Here is a 25,792-nt window from a genome sequence, read left to right on the forward strand (position 1 = left end):
AATGTATTGCAATTTGCCGATGTCCTCTCCGGGGCGTAATCTACAACGATCAGGCCGAGCTTATCTCGGCCTTTCTCACCACAAGCGGGCCAGCCAGGCTGACCCCAGCCTTTGTAAAAAATAAAGGAAAGGAACGCTTATGAATACCCCATCACGTTTGTCGTCACCCCAACAACAAGCATTTCTCTCGACCTTGACGGACATCGTGGGCGAAGACAACCTACTCACAGATAAAAGCCATACTCAACACTATCGTACCGGCTTTCGCTCTGGCGGCGGGCCAGCACTTGCAGTTATCTTTCCAACGTCGTTGGTGATGCAGTGGCGCTTACTACAAGCCTGTGTAAACGCCGATGTGGTCATGATCATGCAAGCCGCCAATACTGGATTAACCGAGGGCTCAACGCCCAAAGGGGATGATTATGATCGAGATGTCGTGATCATCAACACCACTCGATTAGACGGTTTACAATTGATTGATAATGGTAAACAGGTCGTGAGTTTTCCTGGCACGACACTCCACCATTTAGAGCAAACACTACGGCCGCTCAATCGTGCGCCACACTCGGTGATCGGTTCATCCTGCATTGGCGCATCCATTGTCGGTGGCGTCGCCAATAACTCAGGTGGCGCGCTGGTCAAGCGAGGCCCGGCCTATACCGAGTATTCGCTATTTGCACAACTGACCGAACAAGGGGAGCTAGTCCTCGTGAATCATTTGGGGATTGCTCTGGGTGACGACCCTGAAACCATTCTTTCCCGCGTCGAGCGTGGTGATTATCGTCCAGATGATGTGACCTTTGATGATCGTAAAGCGTCGGCGCATGACTACGAACAAATCTTGCGTGATGTGGATGCAAACAGTCCCGCACGTTACAACGCAGACAAGCATCGTTTGCATGAAGTCAGCGGGTGCGCAGGGAAGCTTGCCGTGTTTGCGGTTCGATTAGATACTTATCCTATCCCCGCACGCGAGCAAGTTTTTTACCTTGGCACTAACAACCCAGATGTATTCAATACCCTACGCCGCCAAGTGTTATCTGAGCTGTCTCATTTGCCCGAAGTGGCTGAATACATACATCGCGATGCGTTTAATATCGCAGAGCGTTACGGCAAAGACGTGTTTCTGGCCATTGGACGCCTGGGGACCGATTCGATACCAAAAATGTTTGCGCTGAAAGCACAGATCACGGCCTGGTTAGACAAAGTACCATTGCTGCCTAAGTCCCTACCCGACAAAGTGATGCAGTCTGCCAGCCAATTGTTCCCGCAGCATTTACCGCAACGGATGCTTGCGTTTCGTGACCGGTTTGAACACCACCTAATTTTTAAAGCATCAGATGATGGGATTGAAGAGACATCCGCCTTTCTTAATCGCTTCTTTGCCGAGCACTCTGATAGTGATTATTTTGTCTGTGATGAGGACGAAGCTAAAAAGGCGATGTTACATCGTTTTGCTGCCGCCGGCGCCGCCATTCGTTACCACACCATGCATACTCGGGACAGTGAAGACATTCTTGCGCTCGATATCGCCCTGAAACGGAATGAAACGGAATGGGAAGAGCACCTTCCTGACGACATTGAAAAAGAGATGGTAGCAAAACTCTATTACGGGCATTTCTTCTGTCACGTGTTTCATCAAGACTACGTGGTAAGAAAAGGCGCCGACGTAGGAGCGATCAAAGCCAAGATGTTGGCGCTATTGGAAACACGAGGCGCGAAATACCCAGCAGAGCACAATGTCGGACACTTGTATGCGGCAGAGCCCGACCTCGCGAACTTTTACCACCAACTCGATCCAACCAATAGCTTTAACCCAGGGATCGGCAAAACTGGGAAGAAAAAGCACAGCGTAGATTGTCAGTGCTTGGACCATCAATTGCGCCAATAGACAGGTGCTTCCTCCTTTTCCGTCACTCAGGCGCATTCGTGAGCGCTAATCGTTAACGGGGAGCGGCACCGCCAACGGTGAGTGTCACTCTCCGTTGGCGGTGGTTTCATTATATGGACGGCTTCTCGCGAATAAAACGCGCAAAGCGCGGAATGCCCTTTTGGGTGACACCGTTATGGCGCACCAAGATAGTACTCCCAACCTGTGGCGGATCAGCCCGCTGCGCATCACTAAAGCCAGATCCCACGCTAAACTCGGTGCCATCGGCAAGGCGTACCACCAATGAGCCCATCAAGCCTTGCAATCGTCCCTTCCCAGGGTTTACCCCTACCACAACCACGTCTTTCTCTTGATAGGTTTTCAATTTAATCAGGCTTTCTACCCGATGGCTTACATACACACTATCAGGATGATGCAGCATCATCCCCTCTCCCCCCGCATCATTGATCGACGCCAGCCGAGCCTCGAGTGCACGATTATTCTCGACAGGGGTTTGTATGACATACGCTAAGTAAGGCGACGCCGTTTCAGCTACAACCTGTTTTAGGGCGGCGTAACGCTCCGAAAACTGGCCAGGATGGTCGGGCACATCAAAGGCATAAAAGCGAATGCGCTGCCACATGTTTTCATCCGGGGTATCATCAAGCACAGTGCGCAACACGGTTTGAAATTCGCCTCTTCCCGCCCATAACTCACCGTCTAAAGGTGTGCGCGGCAGTGATTGGGTAAACGTCTCAGGGGCGTGAATAAGGTTCCCTTGCCGCGTCACTAACCGAGAGCCGGTCCAGTAAGCACGGACCCCATCGAGCTTTTCACTGGCCCAATAACCTCGGTAGTCTTGTTCGGTAATATGTCCATCCGTGCCATGCATCAGGGCAGGCGCAGACGGTGCAGCGTGGCTGTCACTGGTTGGCCACAACGTAAACACCGATAATAAACACAGAGTGAAAGGATTTAGGCGTGTCATGCGTTCCTCCTTGGTCGCGAGTGTCACACGCTATCGAGATGGAGGAAATATCAACACACTTTTGTTTTCTCGCTGCAGAGAATTGGCTTTCACGGCCTACAAGGCGCAGGTGTTACATTGCATACCGTGAAATCGCTCGTGAAACATTGCTTATGCAAGATCAACGGCATCAAGCTTGGCTGGCGCTGGCAAATGCATAGATAAAGGTGCCATTTTTTATCGCATCTATCACCTGAGACGACAAATAGCTAGGCAGTGCCGGGCAGCCCCAGCTTCGGCCTAATTGGCCACTGTATTTGATCACCTTAGGGTGCGCATAGTCCGCGCCATGGATCACTATCGCTCGCTCGCGCGCGTTATCATTTAGCCCCTTCGACAAGCCATCCAAACGCAGCGAATAGCCATGCTTACCATGATACGTTTCCGCCGCGCGATAGATCCCCAAAGACGTTTGCAATGAATTGACTTGGTTAGAAAACTGCTTAGCATACAAGGCACCGCTGTTTTTGCCGTGTGATACGTATGAGCGAAAGAGCACTCGGCGCTTTTTTACATTGATCACCCAAAAGCGCTTTTCAGAAGAAGGCTTACCATAGTCGATCAGTGTCATCACGGGTTTGCGACTTCTATTGTAGGTGAAGTGTCGGTAAGCATCAGAAAAAGCTTGATATGACACCTCGCCAGCGAGGTTGAGTGATTGATATAAACCACTGACTTCATCTTTAAAACTGGCCCATACCGAGGTTGGCATGCTTAACGCCAACACATAGCAAACGACCCGATACCAAGAGGCTTTACCTGCTTGTTTCATTTTTTGCTCCTTTTTTGCCACGGCAACACGAACCACCGAGCGATTTGTTGTTCGTATTGACAAAAACAAAAACCGTGCCACATGACACGGTTTTGATTAACTATTGATATCTCTATAAATTAAATAAAGTCCAACATTTGCTCACTGCCGCCTTACCCGCAGCGGCATAAGCTTGCCGTGCTTAGATCGCGGCAATAGCGTTTTTTATCCGCTTATCGGATACCGGATATGGCGTGCCGAGTTGTTGCGCAAAGTAGCTCACGCGCAGCTCTTCAATCATCCAGCGAATCGCTTTCACCTCATCAGGTACGGCCTTTCCTTTAGGAAGCTTGTTCAGCAATCCTTTATACTCATTCATTACCGACTCGATTTTGAGCATATGGTTGCGATCTCGGGTGGGATCCACGGGGAGCTTTTCCAAGCGACGCTCAATCGCTTTCATGTAACGCAGAATATCAGGCAAGCGCTGCCAGCCTGAGTCAGTAGCAAAGCCTTTATAAATGAGCCCTTCTAGCTGTGCTTTGATATCTGACATCGCAAACGCCATGGAGAGATCGACTTTGCCTTTCAGCTTTTTGTTGATGTTGAATGCGTGCGTCAAGATTTGTTCGACCTGTTGCGCTATCTCGACCACGGTATCGCCTAACTCCGCGCGAACCATCTCTTTCAGCGACTCGAACGTGTGTGCTTCCCAGGTTAAACCACCATGCTGCTCGATAAGCTTGTCGATTCCACAGGCGATACAGTCATCAATCAAATCCAACACCCGACCGTATGGATTAAAGTAGAGCCCCAATTTGGACTTGTTGGGTAAGTGCGCATGTAAGTATTTAATCGGCGATGGCACATTGAGCAAGATAAGCCGACGTTGACCCGCTTGCATCGCTTTTTGTTGCTGGTCTTCGGTTTCGAAAAGACGAATCGCAACACTGTCTTTTTCATCGACCAATGCTGGGTAGGCTTTGACTTCAAATCCACTGCGCTTTTGCTGATAGCGTTTCGGCAGTTCGCCAAATGTCCATTGGGTGATCCCTTGCTGCTCAAGATCATCATCCGCCACATCCGATAACGTCGCTTGTACTTTTTCTTTCAGCGAGAGTTTAAGCGTATTGAGATCTTCACTTTCGGCCAAAGTTTGGTTTTTATCGTCCACCACGCGGAACTGGATACGTAAATGCTCAGGGAGCTGGCTGAAGTTCCAGCTTTCACGCTCAATGGTCACCCCCGACATCTGCTTAAGTGCTTTTTCCACGCTATCTAGCAGCGGCGCGTCCATCGGCGTCACCCGCTGTAAAATCGCATCGGCATAGTTTGGCGCTGGAACAAAGTTACGCCGTAATGGTTTAGGTAAGGACTTAATCAATGCCACAATCAGCTCGTGACGCAGTCCGGGGACATGCCAATCAAAACCGTCCTCTGACACTTGATTGAGGATCGGCAACGGGATATGCACGGTCACCCCATCGTGGTCTTGGCCCGGCTCAAATTGGTAGCTCAACTTGAGTTTCAAGTTGCCTTGATGCCAAAAATTGGGGTAATCCAGCTCAGTGACATGGCTGGCGTCGCCTTGCAACAGCATGGCTTTTTCAAAGTTGAGCAGGTCGGGATTGTCTTGACGTGCCTTTTTCCACCACGCATCAAAGTGACGACCGCTGACCACGCTGTGATCGAGACGCTGATCGTAAAAGTCGAACAAGGTATCGTCGTCTGCCAAAATATCGCGCCGGCGAGATTTAAGCTCAAGCTCTTCCACTTCCGCCAGCAGCTTTTGGTTTTGACGGAAAAAGGCATGCTTGGTGTGCCAGTCGCCCTCGACTAAAGCCGAACGAATAAACAGCTCACGGCTGAGCACAGGATCAATCGCGCCATAGTTAACATTACGGCTGGCAACAATTGGAATACCGTATAAGGTAACCTTCTCGCTGGCCATCACCGCCGCTTGCTTGCGTGACCAATGCGGCTCACTGTAGCTGCGCTTAATCAAGTGCTGCGCTAACGGCTCCACCCATTCCGGTTGGATACGCGCGACAATCCGCCCCCACAGTTTGGAGGTTTCAACCAGCTCGGCCACCATCACCCATTTCGGCTGCTTTTTAAAAAGCCCAGAGCCAGGGAAAATATGGAATCGTGCATTCCGCGCGCCCTGATATTCATTCTTTTCTTGGTCTTTTAAACCGATATGGCTTAATAAGCCAGCGAGCAGCGACATATGGACGGGCTGATAACTTGCCGGCTCTTGGTTAAATTGCGCATTCTGCTCTTTCATCACCTGGGTGATCTGGTAATGGACGTCTTGCCACTCCCGCACACGAAGATAATTAAGAAAGTCTTTTTTACACTGTTTACGGAACTGATTGTTCGATAGCGCTTTCTGCTGCTCTTTAACGTAATCCCAAAGGTTTACATAGGCCAAAAAGTCCGATTCTTTATCGGCAAAGCGACGATGCTTTTCATCTGCTTGTTGCTGCTTATCCGCTGGGCGCTCGCGTGGATCTTGTATCGCCAATGCCGCAGCAATCACCATCACTTCATTTAGCGCACCCTGCTTGGGTGCTTCGATTACCATGCGGGCCAGACGGGGGTCAATCGGCAATTTCGCCAAGGTTTTACCAATAGCGGTCAGTTTACGTTTATCGGTGGCTTGTCCTGGCTTAACCGCGCCCAGCTCTTCAAGCAAACGCACACCATCTTTAATATGGCGGCTGTCTGGCGGTTGAACAAACGGGAAAGCTTGGATATCGCCCAGTCCTATCGCCGTCATTTGCAGGATCACCGAGGCCAGATTGGTACGAAGAATTTCTGGGTCGGTAAATTCCGGTCGACCTAAAAAGTCCTCTTCGCTGTAAAGGCGAACACAAATACCTTCTGACACACGGCCACAACGGCCTTTACGCTGGTTGGCACTGGCTTGTGAAATAGGCTCAATCGGCAACCGCTGCACCTTGGTACGGTAGCTATAACGAGAAATGCGCGCCGTCCCTGGGTCAATCACATACTTGATCCCTGGCACGGTCAATGAGGTTTCCGCCACGTTGGTCGCCAGCACAATCCGTCGTCCCGAGTGGGATTGGAAAACACGGTTTTGCTCGCTGGCAGAAAGCCGAGCATACAAGGGTAAGATGTCGGTATCTCGCAGTTGACGGCGCTGCAAATGATCAGCGGTGTCACGAATTTCACGTTCACCATTCATAAAGATCAGGATATCGCCGGGCCCTTCAAGGCACAGCTCGTCCACCGCATCGCTGATCGCTTCCAGCTGATCGCGGTCGCTGTCATCGTCTTCCACCAATGGGCGATAACGTACATCAACAGGATAAGTTCGACCTGAGACCTCTATCATAGGTGCATTGTTGAAGTGCTTGGAAAAGCGCTCTGGGTCGATGGTCGCCGAGGTAATAATGACTTTGAGATCAGGGCGCTTGGGCAACAGCTCGCGCAAATAGCCGAGAATAAAATCGATGTTTAGGCTGCGCTCGTGGGCTTCATCGATAATGATGCAATCGTACTGATTGAGGTAACGATCATGCTGGATTTCAGCCAGCAAGATCCCATCCGTCATTAGCTTCACTTGGGTGGTATCCGAGACTTTGTCGTTAAAGCGGACTTTATAACCCACGCTGCCACCCAGTTCGACCTCAAGCTCTTCGGCAATCCGTGAGGCGACCGAGCGTGCCGCCAAACGACGCGGCTGAGTATGACCAATGGTGCCGGCAACACCCAGCCCAAGATCCATACAGATTTTAGGTATCTGAGTGGTTTTTCCAGAACCGGTTTCACCCGCGATGATCACCACTTGGTGATTAGCGATCGCCTCGGCGATATCGTCTTTTTTCTGACTTACCGGTAGCGATTCGGGGTAGCTCACCGTCGGCGTGTTGGCTTGTCGTGATAACACGCGCTGCATACTGTGCGCCATCTCCGCGGCGATTTGGTCGTAAACGGCCTGTTTGGCGTCGTCTTTTTTGATTTTTTGCGCGCCGTGGATGCGCTTTTTAAAACGAAAACGGTCTTGCAGCATACAATCGTTTAGTGCTGCAAACAGTGTCTCTGGCGTGTTGTGATGACGTGAACTCAAGGCGATTCCTGCTTACTGCTTAATCTTTTAAGGCGTTTATCAGTGTCACAGCCGATAAATAAGGTTGATTGGTGTCGCATCCTATCACAAAGTAAAAAGAATCAAAGCCGCGCCAGCTACGCGCTAACCACCAACGTGGCGGCGATAAAGTAAACGCATTGGCCGTTCGTTGCGTATAAACGCATAATGACGGCCAATAAACCCCCGCAGTTTGGGAGAGCAGCCATGCTAAAACAGCTTTTTAGAAAACTCGAATCCGCCCTCACCGCCGAAGCCGGTCAACACGGTAACCAATCAGGGCTATCCCTTCATCAAGCGATGGCGGGGCTACTCAGTGAAGTGGCGATGGCCGATCACGATATCGACGAGCGAGAGAGAACAACGAAGCGCAATCGTATTTGCCAGTTGCTATCACTCGACGTGACACAAGCCGAACAGTTGCTCGAGGAGGCCAGACAACACAGCGAGCATGCGACCTCACTGTATGAATACACGGATAAACTGCGCGACCTTGACCCACAAACCCGGATAGCATTAATCGAGGCGATGTGGTCAGTCGCGTATGCCGATGAGAACATTGATCCATTAGAAGAAGCGGTTGTTCGAAAAACGGCCGAGCTGCTCTATGTCGATCATGCTGAATTTATTCGTGCCAAACTCAATGTCATTGATGACGACGAACGTGGTGATTAGGCCGATGAAGCGCGCATAATCACGGGACCATTAGGGGTGGGCACCTGTTCAAGCGGGGTGGCGAACACGTCTGAAAGCCGTTGGTCAGTGAGAACCTCACTCGGTCGCCCGGTTGCAACGAGGCGGCCCTGTTTGAGCAATAACACTGTATCAGCATGCGCCAATGTACGGTTAAGATCATGATTTGCCATTATAATCGCAATCCCATGCTCGGTGGCCATCGTGCGGATTTCTTGGTAAATAATTTCCTGCTGAGCCACATCCAGCCCTGTAGCTGGTTCGTCCAATAACAGTAAGCAAGCATTAGGGTTCAGCCAAGGAGACACGTGTAACAACGCGCCTGCTAACCGAACACGTTGCCATTCTCCTCCCGATAAGCTATCTATTCGCCGATGGAGCTTGTCGGTTATCGCCAAACGGGCTGACACCTCTGTCACCGTATTATCGCGGCAGTCACCGCTAGGTAGTTGTAAACTGTCGAGAACGAGATTGAGGTATTCAAAAACCGCCATTACAAACGCAGGGCGCTGATGTTGCGTTAAATAGCCCCGGATCTGAGCCAAGGCATGCCGTGTTTGACCCGCGATAACCTGGCCATTCATTGACACATAGCCCGTCTCCGCCGTTTCCAGTCCTGAGAGAAGCTGAAGTAATGTGCTTTTTCCACTCCCATTCGGCCCAATTAGGTGAACCACCTGCCCTGCTTCGACCGCCAACGACATCGGCAAAAGGCGTGGTGACAAGCCTAAATCTTGCGCGTTCACGATCATTATCTCGCCCTCACTAGCATCCAAATAAACAAGGGAGCGCCAATCACACTGGTCACCACGCCTACGGGAAGCTCGGCCGATGGTATAATTAGCCGTCCAACGGTATCCGCGCAGACCAGTAACAAGGCACCAGCCAACGCTGACATCGGTAACAAATAGCGATTACGGCTCCCTAACCACACGCGCAGATAGTGAGGCACGATCAAACCAATAAAGCCAATCACCCCCGCGGTCGCAACCGACACACCAACCAGGACGCTGATCAGCACAATCAACTGCCAACGAAGCTGATGCGTATCAAGCCCCAGTTGCTGCGCTTGCTGGTCGCCGAGCATAAGCTGATCAAGTTTTTGTCCGTAACGCCATAATATCCCGATACAAGGCAACGTTATCGACAGTAACGCTGCATGCTCTAGACGCATGCCTGATAGCGATCCCATCAACCAAACCATTAATTGTCGTAGATTGAAATCGGTACTGAAATAGAAAGCCAGTGTCACCCCCGACCCAGCCAGTATACTCAACGCCACCCCAACCAATAAGATGCGCGACGTCGCTAATGCTCGTCGTGCTAATAATACTAAAACCAAAGTAAATAGGCTGGCACCTAACATCGCAGCGATCGCCATGTTCCCACTTGACGCCCAAGCTGGCGCGAGAAGTAACAGTAAAACTACAGCGATACTTGCGCCCCCCGATATACCAAGTACACCCGGTTCAGCCAGAGGGTTTCCCAGTAATACCTGCAAACTCGCACCGGCCATCGCCAGTGAGGCACCAATCATTAAACCTGCGAGCACTCTTGGAAGCCGAAGCTGGATCAGTAGCTGTTGCTCTAATGGCGAGCGAGGTGAAAATGGATTAATCCATAGCTCACCCACACTCAGTGCAGCACCACTTGCCAAAAACAATAAACAGGAAAAAATAAGTAATGCGCGCCGCCAACGGCTTTGTTGGCGGGCGGTGAGTTCTGACACTCGCATGTGTGATCCATTAGGCCAATACTGTGACGCACTTTACCGACTGACAGTCGGCTTGAAAAGCACTACGCAGAGGCTTTTTGGGGAGCGCACACATAGAGCGGTTGATTGACATCGGCATCAAAGGGGGTGGCAAGTAACCCAGCACGATGGCCAACTTGCACATGCGCATTCGGGAAAATCACCACTTCACCCTCATGCTCGGCATAGACGTCTTCTCCCATATCGGTCGCCAACAATGTACCCTTCTCGAACGGCGTGAAGTTTTTAGCCGACGAGGGAAAAGTCAGAGCGAATTGTTCGGAACGCTTGGTTAAAGTGCGCGTCACTCGATAAAAACGCATCGGAGCAAGTGATGAAGGCAAATCAGCGGCAGTGAGAAGCGTGCGCAAGGTGCGGTCAAGTGGTGCGTATTCACGCATGTCATTCTTATACAGCGGTGCAACCCGCCCCATCTCTAGTGTCGCAGCTAAGGCATGATGATGATTTGCACTGTACCAGCTAAAGGTGGGAGACGGAGATTGTGACAGTACTGTCGCATCCATTTGGGCATCATTAAGCAGTGCAGCAAGCGGACGTACGTCGCTGGCTTCCGGCGTCGTAGGGATCACCCCAAACATGTAATGATGAGAGTCACGAATGGCACTATGTAAATCTAAATGCCATCGCTGCATCGATGATGATTGGACAGCAAAAAAATCACTTACCGCTTGCTGAAGTTGGTTCGCGAGATAGTGCTCTTCGTTTTTCTCATCGTTCCAGCCACCAAACAAACGATTGAGGTTATCTTCGATAAAGCGGGTATGGACTTTAATCGCTTCAGCATGACCAATAATCAGTAGCAACGGAGAAGTTGGTGTCAACGCGCCACTTAGGATATCGGCGAGAAGACGATCAATAAGCTCAATGGGTGCCGTTTCATCACCATGGATACCTGATGACAATACGACACAACGATCACCGGTTGGGGAATCAGGCTGAACCACGACAATACCAGGCATGCGATGTGTAATGGTAAGCGTGTTCATACGCCACTGATCGGCATGGAAGGCGTGGGGAGCGGTAAGTGCGGCATCAATAAAAGCGCCTGGACGTGCTGTCAGCATAATGCTTCCTTTTATTACAACTAGACAACAAAACGTTACAGCGAGATAACCCAGAAACCCAGAATTTTCCACTCACAATGTGATCATGTATAGACAAATTAAAAAGCCGTGCACCTTTAGTACACGGCTTTCTACTGTGGTGTCGTCACCACCGACAAGTTGATGCTGGGTTACTCTTCTACCTCAGCATTTTCAACTCGCGCTTTAAGTTTTTGTCCAGGGCGAAAGGTCACTACGCGGCGCGCAGTGATCGGAATATCTTCCCCTGTCTTAGGATTCCGACCAGGTCGTTCATTCTTGTCTCGCAAATCAAAGTTGCCAAAACCCGATAGTTTGACCTGCTCGCCACTTTCAAGTGCTTTTCGTACTTCTTCGAAAAACGCCTCGACTGTATCCTTGGCGTCCCGTTTGCTAATCCCGACATTTTCAAACAGGTTCTCAGCCAAATCGGCCTTCGTGAGCGCCATAGGTTTTTCCCTCAAGAATTGTTGAACACATATGCAATACCGCAGTATCGACACCACCATTCTACACGTGGTCCACACGTCTTTAGCCCTTGTATTCTAGGGATATTTGAGGACCCGTTCAAATCAAGTGTATGCCAACTGGCTGATTTGCGCCAACTTTTTTACGTTAAAAAAGCAAGGGGCATGTCCAAAAAATTGACCTTTTAAACCAGTATGTTAAAAGCTGTATGATCCTCAGACACGTTAATGGGCTTTCAATATGATTGATATTAGGCTTATTTATCAATATCTGAACACTTAATAAACAAATATAGCGAATTTATTCAGTTTTTCAAACGCATAGATGTTAGGCCATTTAGGCATAAAAAAAGCAGCGTTTCCGCTGCTTTTTTATATTTAAACGGGGTTAGTCACGCAAGGCAACGCCCAATTTCTCCGATAAATGGCTAACGACACCAGACACGGCCTCACTAATATCCGCTTCTTCCAGTGTGCGTTCACCTGATTGCAAGACCAGTGCTATCGCGAGGCTCTTCTTACCCTCTTCTACCCCTTTACCGGTATAAAGATCGAAAAGCTGCGCATCTTTAATCAATGGACTGCCGGTTTGCAAACACGCGTCCACCACATCACCAGAAGCAAGCGCTTGGTCGGCAATCACAGCAATATCACGGCGGTTAGCCGGGTATTTAGAAAGCCCTGCGGCTTCAGGAATAAAGCGCTCATCAATGGCTTGCCATTCCAGCTCAAACACTACGGTACGGCCGTTTAAGCCAAATTCACGCTCAAGCTCTGGATGCAGTGTACCAATGTGGCCCACGACCTTGTCGTCATACTCGATCGCGGCGGTTTGGCCTGGGTGCATCGCTGGGTGCGACGCGGATACAAAACGGAAGTCTTTCAACTTTCCTGTTAGCTCAAGCACCGCTTCTAAGTCGCCTTTTAAGTCAAAAAAGTCGACAGTTGTGCTCGCCAGATCCCAATGCTCTTCACTGCCAGGACCTGCAATCACCCCCGCAAGCATGCTTTCTTGGCGAATGCTTGATTGACGAACGGTACCACCCGTTTCTCCTTCAGGGGTAAAGCGTAAGCCAAATTCAAACAAGCGCACACGAGGCTGCTGACGTTTTTGGTTGTAGGCAACTGTATTCAACAGCCCTGGAAGCAAGCTCAAGCGCATGGCCGACATATCAGCAGAAATTGGGCTTGGCAGGATCAGCGGCTCAACATCAGGGACAATCAGCGCTTGCTGTTTAGGTTCAACAAAGCTGTACGTAATCGCCTCGTGGAAGCCACGATCAACCAACAAATCGCGTACACGTTTTAGCGGCATTGCCGCTTCTTTGTATTCACGCATCGTCAGTGCCGCTTTAGGGGCTCGGGTTGGAATGTTGTCGTAGCCGTAAATACGGCCGACTTCTTCAATCAGATCCTGCTCAATGGCAATATCAAAGCGCCAGCTTGGAGCTGTTGCTTGCCAACCCTGTTCTGTGGTCGTTACCGCACACCCTAAACGCGTCAGAATCGCGTCGACATCGCTAGTGTCAATATGATGACCCAGCAAGCCGTCGAGTTTGCTTCGACGAAGCGTGACAGTGTCACGAGCCGGTAATGCTTCAGAGGACTCAGCGGTAACAATCTCTCCCGCTTCACCACCACAAATAGCTAATAGCAGCTCAGTGGCACGCTCCATCGCCGCCGCTTGCAGCGCCGGATCGACACCACGCTCAAAGCGGTGAGAGGAATCTGTGTGTAGCCCATAGCTGCGTGCACGGCCGCGGATCACATCAGGGGCAAAAAACGCCGATTCGAGTAAGATATCTTGCGTGTCTGTAGTGACGCCAGAGTCTTGCCCGCCAAAAATCCCGGCCATCGCCAAGGCTTTGTTCTCATCGGCAATCACCAAGGTTTGCGCATTGAGTGTTGCTTCGTTGCTATCGAGCAATGTAAGCGTTTCGCCCTCTTTTGCCATACGCACCACAATGCCACCCTCAAGCTTGCTAAGGTCAAAAGCATGCATCGGCTGACCTTGCTCAAGCATCACATAGTTAGTGACATCCACCACAGGGTCGATAGCGCGAATGCCACTGCGGCGCAATTTCTCTTGCATCCACAGCGGAGTCTGCGCATTTAGATCCACATTTTTTACCACACGTCCTAAATAACGTGGACACGCTTGTGGCGCATCAATACGCACGGATACCTTGTCTTCAATGCTGGCAGCGACCGGTGTGATAGTCGGCTCGGTGACATCCGCGCGATTCAATACGCCGACTTCACGCGCCAAGCCACGTAGGCTCAAGCAATCAGCACGGTTCGGGGTTAAGTCGACATCGATGGTTACATCGTTTAGCGCGAGGTAGTCACGGATGTCCGTACCAATCGGTGCGTCGACAGGCAGCTCGATAATGCCGTCAGATTCAACATCAATCCCTAACTCAGTAAATGAGCACAACATGCCGAAAGACGGTTGACCACGTAGTTTTGCTTTTTTGATTTTGAAGTCGCCAGGCAGCACAGCACCGACCATTGCTACGGCCACTTTCAGGCCTTGGCGGCAATTGGGCGCACCACAGACGATATCGAGTAATTCGTCGTCGCCGACATTAATTTTAGTCACGCGCAGTTTATCGGCATCAGGGTGCTGGCCACACTCAACGACTTCGCCAACAACCACTCCGCTAAAGTCACCAGCGACTGGCGCAATTTCATCGACTTCGAGGCCGGCCATGGTGATCTGATGGGCAAGCGCGTCGGTGTCGTTTGCTGGGTTTACCCACTCTCTCAACCAAGATTCACTGAATTTCATTATTACCTTGCCCCACTGATTACTTAAATTGTTTCAAAAAGCGCAGATCGTTCTCGAAGAACGCACGAAGATCATTCACGCCATAGCGCAGCATGGTTAGGCGCTCTACCCCAATACCAAAGGCGAAACCTTGGTATTCTTCTGGATCAATATTCACCGCGCGTAGGACATTTGGGTGAACCATGCCGCAGCCTAAAATCTCTAGCCACTTTCCACCTTTTCGGCGTACATCCACTTCGGCAGAAGGCTCAGTGAACGGGAAGTAAGAGGGACGGAAACGCACTTCCAAGTCTTCTTCAAAGAAGTTACGCAAAAAGTCGTTGAGGATCCCTTTCAAGTCCGCAAAAGTAATATCTTTATCAACCAAAAGGCCTTCCACTTGGTGGAACATCGGCGTGTGTGTTTGGTCGTAATCGTTTCGATAAACGCGACCTGGCGCAATAATACGGAATGGCGGTTTGCCCGCTTCCATGGTACGGATCTGAACGCCCGAGGTGTGCGTACGCAACATCAAATCAGGGTTGAAGAAAAAGGTATCATGATCGGTACGCGCGGGATGATCGGGGGCGATGTTCAGCGCATCAAAGTTATGAAAGCCATCTTCGACTTCTGGACCAGCTTCAACCGAAAAACCGAGCTCACCAAAAAATTGCTCAATACGCTCAATCGTACGCGTAACGGGGTGTAATCCACCATTTTCAATCCGGCGACCGGGTAAGCTTACGTCAATGGTTTCAGCAGCCAGTTTGGCCTCGAGTTCAGCGCGCTCGAGCGCCTGCTTACGTTCAGCAATCGTCTGCTGCACGGTTTGCTTAGCCTGATTAATCTTCTGACCCGCTTCACGGCGTTCTTCAGGAGGCAATTTGCCTAGAGCCTGAAGCTGTGCCGTTAGCTCACCCTTCTTTCCTAGGTATTTTACCCGGACTTCATCCAATGCAGCCACAGAGGCGGCGTCGGCCACCGCATTGGTTGCATTCGCAAGAATTTCTTCTAATTGTTGCATTGTTTCCTCGTCGACCCGTTGGGCAGTCCAAACCAGGTAGGTGCGTGACAATACCTGCTGACATCATGGTTTCACCCATTGTCTGAGCAAACTGACAGAGTCGTCTTGTTATACGCCTCAATGCCAATTGACTGAGAGAACAGGTAATAAATTGACCTTACATACTAATTAATGCCACGACTAATGCCAAACGCTAAACGGCATTTAAGCCATTTTTCCTCGTCATTACCTACCGGTTTATCCATTTCGTTGGCACAGAGGGAGAGTTTGCTATCCTATGGACCAATATCTCGACGAATCCGGAGCCAGTATGCAAGACAACAATCACCCTTTACGCGTGTTTGTATCCACCTCGACTCACCCTTGGTTTAATTTAGCGGTGGAAGATACGATTTTTCGGACGATGTCTGCAGATCAAAATGTGCTCTTTCTTTGGCGCAATGATAATACCGTGGTGATTGGTCGTGGCCAAAATGCGTGGCGCGAATGTAACACCCGAAAAATGGAACAAGACGGTGTCGTTTTAGCGCGGCGCCAAAGTGGGGGCGGCGCCGTGTTTCATGATCTCGGCAATACCAACTTTACCTTTATGGCCGGCAAACCGGGTTTCGATAAATCGATATCGACACAAATTGTACTCGACGCGCTGAAAAACCTGGGAATAGATGCCGATGCCAGTGGACGTAATGATCTCACCATGGAGACGCCCGAAGGCCCAAGAAAAATATCGGGCTCTGCCTACAAAGAGGCCAAAGATCGCGGCTTTCACCATGGTACGCTATTAATTAATGCCAACTTGTCGCGACTGGGCGACTACCTCAACCCCGACGCGAAGAAACTGAAAGCAAAAGGGATTACATCGGTCCGTGCCCGCGTTGCCAATATTACCGACTTTGTCCCTAGCATTGATCATCAACGCGTGTGTGCGGCGATTAAAACCGCCTTTTTCCGCCATTACGGCCATACCACTGAGGTTGAGTACATTTCTCCCGACGCCAAGCCCGATGTAGAAGGCTTTAATGCCATCTACGAAAAACAGTGCAGCTGGGAATGGAATTTTGGCAAGAGCCCACAATTTATGCATACGTTTGATGAGCGCTTCGAATGGGGCGGTATTGAGCTGCATTTAGATGTGAAGAATGGAGAAATCGCCGACTGTAAGCTATTTACCGATAGCTTAACGCCAGGGCCGCTGGAAATACTGGCGAGCCAGCTTATTGGGCAAACCTATCACTCGGAAACACTCTATCAATTTGTCACCCGTCAGGCAGAGGCAGATCCAAGCCACCAGGCCATGTTTCAGGATATAGCCCTTTGGCTGCGCCACGCCCTCGCTTGATAGGCACACATTAACAGTGACCCCCGTCACATAATCCCCTCTCTTTTTGATCCCACGCAAAGACGCAATCAGCTGTCACGTCACTATAGGTGGCAGCTGCTCAGTGCGACAAAATTTCATCATTTGGATAAAACTCATCATTAATGACGGCATTGTTGCTTGAATAATAGTTTTTAATTTTGATAAAAAACCATTAATCTAGTTTTACATATTTTGTTACAAACTGTAGCGAGGTGATCTTTCCAACAAACGTTTCGGCAATGTACTGCACGCCGATTGAAGAAATGCAGGCCCAACAAAACTCACGAATAATTAGATAGTTATGGAAAACCAAAAAACAATACTCGGTCACCCTCGGGGACTTTTTTTACTCTTCGGCACGGAACTGTGGGAGCGCTTTTCCTACTACGCGATGCGTGCGATTTTGGTGCTTTACCTCACCGATCAAACCATCAATGGCGGCTTAGGCTGGTCCACCAAAGACGCACTAGAGCTGTATGGCTACTACACTGGTCTCGTCTACATCACTCCACTCATTGGTGGATGGTTTGCCGATAACTTTATTGGTCAGCGCCGTGCCGTTATCGTCGGTGGTGCGCTGATGGCAATTGGACAATTCACCCTCGCCTTTCCTGCCCAAAAGTACGGTTTAGACATTGTTCACACCTTATATGCTGGCCTAGCTCTGCTGATCACAGGTTGTGGCTTACTAAAACCCAACATTTCGACGATGGTGGGTGACCTTTACTATGAAGGCGATCATCGTCGTGATGGTGCGTTTACCATCTTTTATATGGGCATCAACATTGGCTCATTGTTGGCCGGCTTTGTCTCTGGCTCGGTAACCAGCGCTTACGGCTGGCAATATGGCTTTTTTGCTGCCGGTATCGGCATGCTGTTTAGCTTAGTAATCCAGCTAACTATGGCCAACGCTTGGCTAGGCGAAATAGGCCGTGTTCCCGCGGCACAAAAAGCGCGAGATGCTAATCATTCTAAGACCAATGCTCCACTGACCAAGCAAGAAATCGATCGCCTTAAAGTCATCTTATTGATGGGTTTGTTCGTGATCATTTTCTGGGCCGGCTTTGAACAAGCGGGTGGCTTGATGAATATTTACACGCAAGAGTACACGGATCGCATGGTGGGTGGGTTTGAAATCCCAGCGGCATGGTTCCAGTCACTCAACCCCTTCTTCATCATTGTCTGTGCGCCCATAGCAGCATCATTGTGGGTGCGCCTGGGTCCGAAAGAGCCCGGCTCACCGGTCAAATTTGCCATGGCGTTATTTATGCTGGCGCTTGGCTTTTTGTGCATGATCGGGGCCGTGTTAGAGCAAGGCGGCGATACCACGGTGAAAACCTCGATGTTCTGGCTAGTGGGCGCGTTCTTCTTCCACACATTAGGCGAGTTGTGCCTCTCGCCAATTGGTTTATCGCTAGTGACTAAGCTAGCCCCACTTCGCTTAGCATCACTGATGATGGGCGCGTGGTTTGGCTTTAACGCAATTGCCAACTACATTGCCGGTATTATTGGCTCGCATGTGGGTGATTATGGTGCCATGGCTATTTTTGGTGGCATAGCGGCCACGGCTGCTGTCTCAGGCGTTATCTTGCTGACACTATCCAACACCCTGATCCGCTGGATGCACGGCGCTGAATCCGGTGCCACTCCCAGTGAAGAAATCGAGCAACAACAAGTACAAGTGGCGTAACATTAACACCCGTCGCGTTATTGAATAGCAAAGAGGCCCGAGGGCCTCTTTTTTATCGTTGTTTAACCAACAAGCACCGCTTTTATTTCAGATTTAATAGTGTCTGATTGCGTACCAAATATGGCTTGAAGGTTGTCACCAACAACCAGTACCTCTTTGGCGCCGAGCTGCTTAATTGCGGCAATATCGGCATGCTGGATATCATTCAGGCTGACTCGCAGTCGCGTGATACAGGCATCCACATTTTTAATGTTTTCCTTTCCTCCAAGCGCACTGACCAATTGATGTGCCAGCTCTGAACCGATTTCCGAAAGTTGACTTACCTCGGTTTCAGCTGTTTCACGGCCTGGTGTCAGCAAATTAAGCTTACTGATCGTTAATCTAAACAAGCTGTAATACATCAACGCCCAGAGCGGGCCAATCAGTGCGAAAAGCCAAGCATTGGTCGACAGTGGGTAATAGATCAGGAAGTCAATTGCGCCATGAGCGAAGGTGACGCTATGGTGGATATCTAACGTTGTGACGAGAGCAAAACCGATCCCCGTTAAGACACAATGCATGGCATACAACACCGGCGCGACAAATAGGAAAGAAAACTCCATCGGTTCGGTAATACCCGTCAGCCAAGATGTTAACGCTGCCGAAGCCATAATCCCGCCAACCAGTGCGCGTTTGTCAGGGCGAGCTGCGTGATAAATAGCTAACCCCACCGCCGGTAACGCCCACATTGAGTACAAATAGCCTCCGGCTAGATTGCCAGCAGTAGGGTCACCGGCAAGATAGCGCTGAATTTCACCAGTGATCACTTTACCGCTTTCAGGGTCGACGTATTCCCCCACTTCAAAGAAGAAAGGCACGTTCCAAATGTGGTGTAAGCCAAAAGGAATCAAAGAACGCTCAACAAACCCGTAAATACCAAAAGCGGTGGTTGGGCTTTGATAAGCCGCCCAGTGCGAAAAACTCTTGATTGCGCCGCCAATGGGAGGCCAGATATAGCTGAGCGCAATACCCAGGAATATTGCAGCAATACCCGTAACGATAGGGACGAAGCGTTTTCCGGCAAAGAAGCCTAAGTACTCAGGAAGTTGGATGTTATGAAAGCGATTAAATAAATAGGCTGCCACAGCCCCGATCATAATCCCGCCGAACACCCCAGTATTAAGGCTAGGGATCCCGATGATCATCGCAGGCTCAATGCCGTGGATGTTAGCCATTACCCCTAAGGTTGCGGTCATAATGGCAAAGCCAACCGTCGCCGCCAGCGCAGCCGCGCCATCGTTGTCTGATAGACCCAGAGCGACACCAATTGCAAAGATAAGTGCCAGATTGCTGAATACGGCATCGCCTGACATGGCCATGATTTCAGAGACACTATCCGGTATCCATGCGAAGTTAGCAGAACCGATACCGAGTAATAGACCAGCGACAGGTAATACCGCCACAGGCAGCATCAAAGAGCGCCCTATCCGTTGTAGTAATCCAAACGCGTGACTAAACATGTGATGTTCCTTTTTTATGTAGAGACATACACACGATAAAGAAAAGCGTCTCCCCTAAGGTTACAAAAGCCTATGAGTTTGTAAGCAGGCTGTTACATACCAACGCCTACCGGTGTGGCAATATCAGCTTGCACCAATAGTGATCTCGTTTTAATTGAGGTATACACAAGGCATTGGTGATAAACACAGGAATGTGCAAGATGAAAACCATCCTCGTTGTGGATGACAATCAATCGCTTAGAGATGCACTCACCGATTACCTAGGGCGAGCTGAGTTTCATGTTCTTACTGCCAGTGACGGTGAGCAAATGTGGGCGCACTATCAAACGCACGCACCGGATCTCATCATTCTCGATATTATGCTGCCAGGCGATGATGGGCTTACGCTATGTAGCCAAATTCGCAAACACTCTAACGTCCCCATCATCATGCTCACGGCCGTGACAGATGAAGCTGATCGTGTTGCAGGGCTTGAAGTGGGCGCCGATGATTACATGACAAAAACCTTTAGCCCACGTGAGCTACTGGCACGCATTAAAGCCTTATTGAGGCGTACACGTATGACCCAATCATCCGGTATCGGCCATAAAGTCACTTTCGCCGGATGGACGTGTGACCTGCTGAAGCGTCAATTAGTTAGCCCTCACGGTGAGTGCAAACAATTGTCTGGCGCCGATTTTAACCTGATCAGCTTAATGCTAGAAAAACCCAATCAGCTTTTGAGTCGAGATGATATTGCCCGCTGCATTTGGGGGCGAGATGCAGAGCCATTTGAACGCGGGATTGATGTACAAATCAGCCGATTACGTAAGCACCTTCACGACGACGAGCGTTCGCTGATTCTAACGGTAAGAAATAAAGGTTACATGCTCGCCACTGATGTCATCGCGACAGAGGTGCATTGATGCGTACGCTTGCGCTATCGTTGTTCACCTCCATTCGCTTTCGTATTGGCGTGACCTTATTGATCGTGATTGTTATCGCCCAATTGATCGCAGGGTTAATTTGGTACCAAACCAGTGCGCAAAAGGAGCAAGAGAGCCTACAGAAAACGGTACAAAGCCTAACCAGTAACGTTGCCGATACTTACAATTACTTTGAGGCGCTTCCCGTCAGTTATCGCTACCTCATCTTGAACCAAATTAGAGAGATGGGCGGCACACGCTTCTTTATTTCCATCAACCAACGCAAATTAGATGTTGGCTTACCCACACAAACTGCGCGTACCGCCATGATTCTAGATCAGGCATCAACGCGATTGTCTAAATCAGTGCGCCACGCTCAGCACATTGATGTTGCCTTAAGCCGACGCCAAGATCTCAAAGTGTTTAACTCAGGTATTAAGCTTGAGGCATTGCCTGCTATCTGGGCCGACTACAGTTTAGCCTTAGGCGATCTGGATTTACCTATCGTTGTGGTACAGATCCAAATGTCACAAAGCGAATGGTTTTATCTCGCGGCGACGCTACCTGTGCCCTTCTCGGCCTTATCCCCACAGTTTATCGACCAAAAACAGCTGGTCTTTTTGGGGATTTCTTCGTTGCTTCTTGTCTTTTGTACGGTCTGGTTGTTGCGATTAGAAATTCGTCCAATTCGGCGACTGGCTAAAGCCGCTACGCTAATGAGCGGACAGCTATATGTCGAAGAAGTACAAGAAGAAGGCAGTAAAGAAACACGTGCTGCTGTGCGAGCGTTTAATAAAATGCAGCGACGTATACGCGCCTATATCCGCGACCGTGAAATGCTGTTTGGGGCTATATCACACGATTTAAAGACGCCATTAGCTTGTATGAAATTACGCACGGAAATGTTGGAAGATGATGCAGAGCGGCAAAAATTTGAGACCGTATTGACTGAATTTGATGTGTTGTTAGAGGGCGCTCTGCAGTGTATTCGTGAAACTGACATCCATGAGGACGTTGAATGGATTAATTTGGTCGACACGCTTGAACAATGCGCAGCGTACTACAACCGCAGTAAACATAAGGTTCAGCTTTCGCTACCAGTTGAAAGCCGATTCTTGGGTAAACCCCTTGCGATTAAACGATGCCTTTATAACGTCATCGACAACGCGATTAAATATGGTGGCTCCGCTGAGGTTGGTCTTTACGACGGTCATGACAAGGTTGTTATTCAGGTGCGCGACTTTGGTCCAGGATTAGATAAAAAGTGGCAAGAAAAAGTCTTTGAGCCGTATTTTCGCGTTGATGCAACGACACACACTGGTTCAGGGCTCGGTCTAACCATTTCACGCAGTATTGCTCGCAGCCATGGCGGCGACCTTTATGTAGAAAATCACTCGACACAAGGACTCATTATCACCATTCAGTTGGCATGTGAACTATGAAAAGACTCTTTTTCAACCTATTACTCGCAATCGCTTTCCCCATTAACGCAGCACAGTCCACCGTAGCATCTGTTGAATTTCTGCATTGGTGGACATCAGCAGGCGAAGTCCGCGCTGCCAATATCGCCACGCAAGCGCTTGAGGAGGCTAACGTTCACGTCGAAACGCAAGCGATTCAAGGCGGTGGCGGTGATACCGCAATGTCTATTTTACAAGCTCGCGCAATTGCGGGAACACCGCCAGCTATCGCCCAACTAGAAGGGCCTGCAATCCAGTCATGGGCCGCGCTGGGGTTTCTTTACGACCTAGAACAGTTAGCCCATCAAGAACATTGGCGCTCTCAACTCTATCCTATCGCCCGAGCGGTCAATCAATTTGAAGGGAAGTTTGTGGCCACGCCCGTCACGATCCATCGTTTAAATTGGATGTGGGTAAATCATGACGTGCTTCACCAATACAACCTATCGCCACCTGACAACTGGGAAGCGCTAATCGACACTTTTAAAATCTTAAAGCGCCATAATGTGCAACCGATCGCTATTGGCAATGATCAATGGCAAATCGCATTACTGTTCGAAAACCTTGCTTTTGGCTACGGCGGTGCGGATTATTATCGGCGTGCATTTATGGATATGGATAAACATACACTACGGAGCGCAACCACATTTGAGATATTAAGTTTGTTCCGAGAGATTAGCCACCTCATCCAGCCAACGATTTCTCACATACGCTGGGATGAAGCCACTCAGTTGCTGATTGAAGGAGAGCACGCATTTCAGTTTTCTGGCGACTGGGTACTGGGAGAGCTATTGGCCAAACATGTAGCGGCTCCAGAAGCAATCGGCTGCTATCAAGCCCCCGCTAAGCACACAGGGTTTATTTACAATATGGACAGCTTCGCACTCTTTAATAGCGCAAGGAGTGATAGAACAACCGCCAATACGCTCGCTCGCGCCTTATCATCCAAAGCATTTCTTACCGATTTTAATCAAGCAAAAGGGGCACTGCCCGCTCGTAAAGATATCAACCTAAACCAGTTCAACCCGTGCTCTCGCCAAGCTCATCATGATATGGAGCAAGCAGAACAAAACGGCCGCTTGCTTCCTAGTACGGTTGATTCAATGGCTGTAAGCCCTATCGTTCAAAAAGCAACGACCAGTGAGATCTATCGGTATTTTAATGATGAAAGTATTGGGCCAGAGGAATTTATTCTGCGCCTTGAAAATATACCGCGGGGAAAATAAATGACTACTTCTTGCTCAAATCCAGCTTTCCGCCAAATACGGTCACTGCTTGGCCTTGTAGCAACACATGATCGTCGCTAAGCGTCATCTTGATCTGCCCACCGCGCGCGGACGCTTGATAACCGATAAGCTGCTTTTTACTCAGAGCTTGTGACCAATAGGCTGCCAGCGCACAATGTGCGGATCCTGTCACTGGGTCTTCATTCACCCCCACCCAAGGGGCGAAGTAGCGAGAGACAATATCGACCGTATTATCAGAGCTTGTCGCAGTTACCACCACGCCACGTCCAGGCTGCGTATTTAGCGCGGCAAAATCAGGAGACAGCGCTTTTACATCGTCTTCAGAATCAACCACCAATAGCTCTTTTTCACCAAAGCAATAACTCGCGCGGATAACAGAGCCATGTAGACCTAAAGCTTCTAGTCGCGATGGGTTTGGCGTTACTTCTGCAAGCTCAGAAACAGGAAATGCCATCGCTATTCCCTCGCGTTGAACCGTCACGTCAAGAGGCCCAGACTGCGTCTTAAACGTGACACTGTCACCCAGCATTACGTCACCACGCTCAACTAAAATATGTGCTGTTGCAAGCGTGCCATGACCGCAGAGTGCGACTTCAACTCTCGGTGTAAACCAGCGTAAGGACATGGTATCCAAGGAAAGAAATGCGGTTTCAGAGACAGCCATCTCGTCAGCAATAGCGAACATGGTTGCTTCATCCAGCATGGAGGTCGAGATGCACACGCCAGCCGGATTACCTTGAAATAACGACGCACTAAAGGCATCAACCTGATACATATCGACAATCATGATTTCATTCCAAGCCGACAACGCAATGAACGATACATTTCTATCATAAAGGTCGTAAAGCCAACGGTAGGATCGTGTTGTATGTAATCCTCGATTGCATTGAGATTAATCTGGCGAAATTTTTCAATCGCCGTCTCCGCACAATCGGCAACAATCACATCCCCTTCGATGATCAACCCCTGCTCTAACAATGCATTTTTTTCAACGAGGTAGTTGGGGTTTTCCTTAACCAAGTAAGTAAATTGGTCACAGTGATTCGGCTGACAAAAAAAGACATATTGGTTCATCGTATATCCTTATCGTTTTTTAGGTGGTGAGCGACACGACACCACTGCTGAGAAAAAGGCACAAAATCTTGATGAGGAATAAAGCGCTTTGCAGCAACATTATTATGCAAGTACACCTGCTCTAGCGGCCAAATATGATGATCCGCATACATACCCCAGGCTCTGGCTCCATCTATCAGTTCCTCGCCAGTCAGTGGTAATTGCAACGTATATCCATCAATAAAGGCACTTGATAACAGCGGGTCCATTTGAAACATATATGCACATGCCCGTATCACATCATAAGCCGGTGGCATGTTCTGTAATAAATCCCAATCGATCAGACCTGATACTGCGCTATGTCTATCGAAAAAGAGGTTAGCCTGATGGTAGTCGCCGTGAATTAGCTGACGTTGAGTGGCTATCTCATATTGGTGCTCACTGTTATTACTCGCCAAGTGCTCTCTCTGTTGTTTAACACGGCGCATCGCCCAATAGCTGTCTTCGCAGCTAGATGCCTGACTAATTCGTTTAATGATCGTTTCTAATTTGAGTAACCAAGCCTCTTTTTCCCAGTGAAGGGTGATAGTCGGAAAGGCGCTACCATCATGCAGAGCAAGCGCACTATGCACTTGCGCGAGAGCAAAACCCGCCGATTGAGCCTGAACTGACGAGAGTTCACTCACGGATCTCCCATGAGCAGCAGGGTACAAAGCGTAAGATGCACCATTAAATTTGATCAACGTTAACTCTTTGTCGGTGAAGCAGGGAGCAACCACAAACGGCAGCTGGGTTGCTAACGAGCGCTGAATCTGATGAGACTGTAAGATTTGATCGTCAGTTAACGTTTGATAGCAGCGTAAAAAGAAAACACGCGCAGCATGAATCTTGTACGTAACATTCACTGCTCCGCATTCAATTTTTTCAATCGACGAACATTGACCGATGCAAGGCCAATGCATTAACAGTCTATTCAATTCTCTAGCATTGATGAGTTGCACCTCTC

At 49.5% G+C, this 25,792-nt stretch carries 20 protein-coding genes; 7 read left to right on the forward strand and 13 right to left on the reverse strand.

From position 1 onward, the window contains the following. The first annotated feature begins 139 nt into the window (after positions 1 to 139). Positions 140 to 1,891, forward strand: coding sequence for a D-lactate dehydrogenase (gene dld / locus BUQ98_RS04590; RefSeq protein ID WP_074212705.1), 1,752 nt, complete (start codon positions 140 to 142; stop codon positions 1,889 to 1,891). A 109-nt stretch (positions 1,892 to 2,000) separates the two neighbouring features. On the opposite strand, the gene BUQ98_RS04595 is transcribed toward dld, so the two are convergent. The 3 genes from BUQ98_RS04595 to hrpA all read right to left on the reverse strand — a co-directional run bounded on the left by BUQ98_RS04595 (position 2,001) and on the right by hrpA (position 7,687). Continuing rightward, positions 2,001 to 2,858, reverse strand: coding sequence for a DNA ligase (locus BUQ98_RS04595; protein ID WP_074212706.1), 858 nt, complete (start codon positions 2,856 to 2,858; stop codon positions 2,001 to 2,003). 169 nt (positions 2,859 to 3,027) lie between these two features. Further along, the gene (locus tag BUQ98_RS04600; protein WP_074212707.1) at positions 3,028 to 3,669 is read right to left on the reverse strand and encodes a murein L,D-transpeptidase catalytic domain family protein; all 642 of its coding nucleotides are present in this window, start codon (positions 3,667 to 3,669) and stop codon (positions 3,028 to 3,030) included. Positions 3,670 to 3,850: 181 nt separating this feature from the next. Continuing rightward, entirely contained in the window at positions 3,851 to 7,687 is a 3,837-nt protein-coding gene (gene hrpA / locus BUQ98_RS04605) for an ATP-dependent RNA helicase HrpA (RefSeq protein ID WP_254813910.1), read from the reverse strand. A gap of 282 nt (positions 7,688 to 7,969) precedes the next feature. Between hrpA and BUQ98_RS04610 the strand changes: the two genes are divergently transcribed. Beyond that, positions 7,970 to 8,437, forward strand: a complete 468-nt coding sequence (locus tag BUQ98_RS04610; RefSeq protein WP_074212709.1) for a tellurite resistance TerB family protein — start codon at positions 7,970 to 7,972, stop codon at positions 8,435 to 8,437. Here the strand turns inward: BUQ98_RS04610 and btuD are convergent. The 6 genes from btuD to pheS form a co-directional block, all read right to left on the reverse strand. Next, positions 8,434 to 9,207 (reverse strand): vitamin B12 ABC transporter ATP-binding protein BtuD, encoded by a 774-nt coding sequence (gene btuD / locus BUQ98_RS04615; RefSeq protein WP_083605197.1) that lies wholly within the window; start codon positions 9,205 to 9,207, stop codon positions 8,434 to 8,436. The two genes, BUQ98_RS04610 and btuD, sit on opposite strands and share 4 nt — an antisense overlap. Continuing rightward, positions 9,207 to 10,190: a vitamin B12 ABC transporter permease BtuC gene (btuC, locus tag BUQ98_RS04620; RefSeq protein ID WP_074212710.1), complete on the reverse strand. Its 984-nt coding sequence runs from the start codon at positions 10,188 to 10,190 to the stop codon at positions 9,207 to 9,209. The genes btuD and btuC overlap by 1 nt, the downstream gene beginning before the upstream one ends. A gap of 62 nt (positions 10,191 to 10,252) precedes the next feature. Next, positions 10,253 to 11,293, reverse strand: a complete 1,041-nt coding sequence (locus BUQ98_RS04625) for a succinylglutamate desuccinylase (protein WP_074212711.1) — start codon at positions 11,291 to 11,293, stop codon at positions 10,253 to 10,255. Positions 11,294 to 11,463: 170 nt separating this feature from the next. Beyond that, positions 11,464 to 11,760 carry an integration host factor subunit alpha gene (ihfA, locus tag BUQ98_RS04630; RefSeq protein ID WP_074212712.1) on the reverse strand — a complete coding sequence of 99 codons (297 nt, stop codon included), beginning with the start codon at positions 11,758 to 11,760 and terminating at the stop codon, positions 11,464 to 11,466. A gap of 406 nt (positions 11,761 to 12,166) precedes the next feature. Continuing rightward, positions 12,167 to 14,569: a phenylalanine--tRNA ligase subunit beta gene (gene pheT / locus BUQ98_RS04635; protein ID WP_074212713.1), complete on the reverse strand. Its 2,403-nt coding sequence runs from the start codon at positions 14,567 to 14,569 to the stop codon at positions 12,167 to 12,169. A 19-nt stretch (positions 14,570 to 14,588) separates the two neighbouring features. Continuing rightward, positions 14,589 to 15,572, reverse strand: a complete 984-nt coding sequence (pheS, locus tag BUQ98_RS04640; RefSeq protein WP_074212714.1) for a phenylalanine--tRNA ligase subunit alpha — start codon at positions 15,570 to 15,572, stop codon at positions 14,589 to 14,591. A 277-nt stretch (positions 15,573 to 15,849) separates the two neighbouring features. On the opposite strand from pheS, the gene BUQ98_RS04645 reads away from it, so the two are divergent. Together BUQ98_RS04645 and BUQ98_RS04650 are read left to right on the forward strand one after the other, a co-directional pair. Beyond that, positions 15,850 to 16,911, forward strand: coding sequence for a lipoate--protein ligase (locus tag BUQ98_RS04645; protein ID WP_305794041.1), 1,062 nt, complete (start codon positions 15,850 to 15,852; stop codon positions 16,909 to 16,911). A gap of 322 nt (positions 16,912 to 17,233) precedes the next feature. Then, a complete protein-coding gene (locus BUQ98_RS04650) occupies positions 17,234 to 18,622 on the forward strand; it encodes a peptide MFS transporter (RefSeq protein ID WP_074212715.1) in 1,389 nt (462 codons plus the stop codon). A 62-nt stretch (positions 18,623 to 18,684) separates the two neighbouring features. On the opposite strand, the gene ptsG is transcribed toward BUQ98_RS04650, so the two are convergent. Next, positions 18,685 to 20,121 (reverse strand): glucose-specific PTS transporter subunit IIBC, encoded by a 1,437-nt coding sequence (gene ptsG, locus BUQ98_RS04655; protein ID WP_074212716.1) that lies wholly within the window; start codon positions 20,119 to 20,121, stop codon positions 18,685 to 18,687. A gap of 191 nt (positions 20,122 to 20,312) precedes the next feature. Here ptsG and BUQ98_RS04660 point away from each other — a divergent pair, with 191 nt between their 5' ends. Genes BUQ98_RS04660 through BUQ98_RS04670 form a run of 3 tightly spaced genes read left to right on the forward strand, consistent with a single transcriptional unit; the run spans position 20,313 to position 23,712 of the window. Then, positions 20,313 to 21,026 carry a response regulator transcription factor gene (locus BUQ98_RS04660; protein WP_074212717.1) on the forward strand — a complete coding sequence of 238 codons (714 nt, stop codon included), beginning with the start codon at positions 20,313 to 20,315 and terminating at the stop codon, positions 21,024 to 21,026. After that, positions 21,026 to 22,468 carry an ATP-binding protein gene (locus tag BUQ98_RS04665; protein WP_074212718.1) on the forward strand — a complete coding sequence of 481 codons (1,443 nt, stop codon included), beginning with the start codon at positions 21,026 to 21,028 and terminating at the stop codon, positions 22,466 to 22,468. The genes BUQ98_RS04660 and BUQ98_RS04665 overlap by 1 nt, the downstream gene beginning before the upstream one ends. Further along, on the forward strand, positions 22,465 to 23,712 hold the full coding sequence (locus BUQ98_RS04670; RefSeq protein WP_074212719.1) for an ABC transporter substrate-binding protein: 1,248 nt from the start codon (positions 22,465 to 22,467) through the stop codon (positions 23,710 to 23,712). Before BUQ98_RS04665 ends, BUQ98_RS04670 begins: the two co-directional genes overlap by 4 nt. A gap of 4 nt (positions 23,713 to 23,716) precedes the next feature. Here the strand turns inward: BUQ98_RS04670 and BUQ98_RS04675 are convergent, their stop codons facing one another. Genes BUQ98_RS04675 through BUQ98_RS04685 form a run of 3 tightly spaced genes read right to left on the reverse strand, consistent with a single transcriptional unit; the run spans position 23,717 to position 25,748 of the window. Beyond that, complete coding sequence (locus tag BUQ98_RS04675; RefSeq protein WP_074212720.1) at positions 23,717 to 24,520, reverse strand: PhzF family phenazine biosynthesis protein; 804 nt, start codon at positions 24,518 to 24,520, stop codon at positions 23,717 to 23,719. Then, entirely contained in the window at positions 24,517 to 24,807 is a 291-nt protein-coding gene (locus BUQ98_RS04680; RefSeq protein WP_074212721.1) for a hypothetical protein, read from the reverse strand. Before BUQ98_RS04680 ends, BUQ98_RS04675 begins: the two co-directional genes overlap by 4 nt. Then, positions 24,804 to 25,748 carry a phosphotransferase enzyme family protein gene (locus tag BUQ98_RS04685; RefSeq protein ID WP_074212722.1) on the reverse strand — a complete coding sequence of 315 codons (945 nt, stop codon included), beginning with the start codon at positions 25,746 to 25,748 and terminating at the stop codon, positions 24,804 to 24,806. The genes BUQ98_RS04680 and BUQ98_RS04685 overlap by 4 nt, the downstream gene beginning before the upstream one ends. Between the last annotated feature and the right edge of the window lie 44 nt (positions 25,749 to 25,792).

Origin of the sequence: Salinivibrio sp. ES.052 (assembly GCF_900141775.1) — a bacterium.
In the GTDB taxonomy this organism is placed as follows: domain Bacteria; phylum Pseudomonadota; class Gammaproteobacteria; order Enterobacterales; family Vibrionaceae; genus Salinivibrio.

Bases quoted from the DNA above. Each gene is read 5' to 3' on its own strand.
- BUQ98_RS04665 (WP_074212718.1), top strand. From the start codon at position 21,026: ATGCGTACGCTTGCGCTATCGTTGTTCACCTCCATTCGCTTTCGTATT.
- btuD (WP_083605197.1), bottom strand. From the start codon at position 9,207: ATGATCGTGAACGCGCAAGATTTAGGCTTGTCACCACGCCTTTTGCCG.
- BUQ98_RS04650 (WP_074212715.1), top strand. From the start codon at position 17,234: ATGGAAAACCAAAAAACAATACTCGGTCACCCTCGGGGACTTTTTTTA.
- BUQ98_RS04660 (WP_074212717.1), top strand. From the start codon at position 20,313: ATGTGCAAGATGAAAACCATCCTCGTTGTGGATGACAATCAATCGCTT.
- BUQ98_RS04685 (WP_074212722.1), bottom strand. From the start codon at position 25,748: ATGCATTGGCCTTGCATCGGTCAATGTTCGTCGATTGAAAAAATTGAA.
- ihfA (WP_074212712.1), bottom strand. From the start codon at position 11,760: ATGGCGCTCACGAAGGCCGATTTGGCTGAGAACCTGTTTGAAAATGTC.
- hrpA (WP_254813910.1), bottom strand. From the start codon at position 7,687: ATGCTGCAAGACCGTTTTCGTTTTAAAAAGCGCATCCACGGCGCGCAA.
- BUQ98_RS04645 (WP_305794041.1), top strand. From the start codon at position 15,850: ATGGACCAATATCTCGACGAATCCGGAGCCAGTATGCAAGACAACAAT.
- btuC (WP_074212710.1), bottom strand. From the start codon at position 10,190: ATGCGAGTGTCAGAACTCACCGCCCGCCAACAAAGCCGTTGGCGGCGC.
- BUQ98_RS04600 (WP_074212707.1), bottom strand. From the start codon at position 3,669: ATGAAACAAGCAGGTAAAGCCTCTTGGTATCGGGTCGTTTGCTATGTG.
- ptsG (WP_074212716.1), bottom strand. From the start codon at position 20,121: ATGTTTAGTCACGCGTTTGGATTACTACAACGGATAGGGCGCTCTTTG.
- dld (WP_074212705.1), top strand. From the start codon at position 140: ATGAATACCCCATCACGTTTGTCGTCACCCCAACAACAAGCATTTCTC.
- BUQ98_RS04675 (WP_074212720.1), bottom strand. From the start codon at position 24,520: ATGATTGTCGATATGTATCAGGTTGATGCCTTTAGTGCGTCGTTATTT.
- BUQ98_RS04595 (WP_074212706.1), bottom strand. From the start codon at position 2,858: ATGACACGCCTAAATCCTTTCACTCTGTGTTTATTATCGGTGTTTACG.
- pheT (WP_074212713.1), bottom strand. From the start codon at position 14,569: ATGAAATTCAGTGAATCTTGGTTGAGAGAGTGGGTAAACCCAGCAAAC.
- pheS (WP_074212714.1), bottom strand. From the start codon at position 15,572: ATGCAACAATTAGAAGAAATTCTTGCGAATGCAACCAATGCGGTGGCC.
- BUQ98_RS04625 (WP_074212711.1), bottom strand. From the start codon at position 11,293: ATGCTGACAGCACGTCCAGGCGCTTTTATTGATGCCGCACTTACCGCT.
- BUQ98_RS04670 (WP_074212719.1), top strand. From the start codon at position 22,465: ATGAAAAGACTCTTTTTCAACCTATTACTCGCAATCGCTTTCCCCATT.
- BUQ98_RS04680 (WP_074212721.1), bottom strand. From the start codon at position 24,807: ATGAACCAATATGTCTTTTTTTGTCAGCCGAATCACTGTGACCAATTT.
- BUQ98_RS04610 (WP_074212709.1), top strand. From the start codon at position 7,970: ATGCTAAAACAGCTTTTTAGAAAACTCGAATCCGCCCTCACCGCCGAA.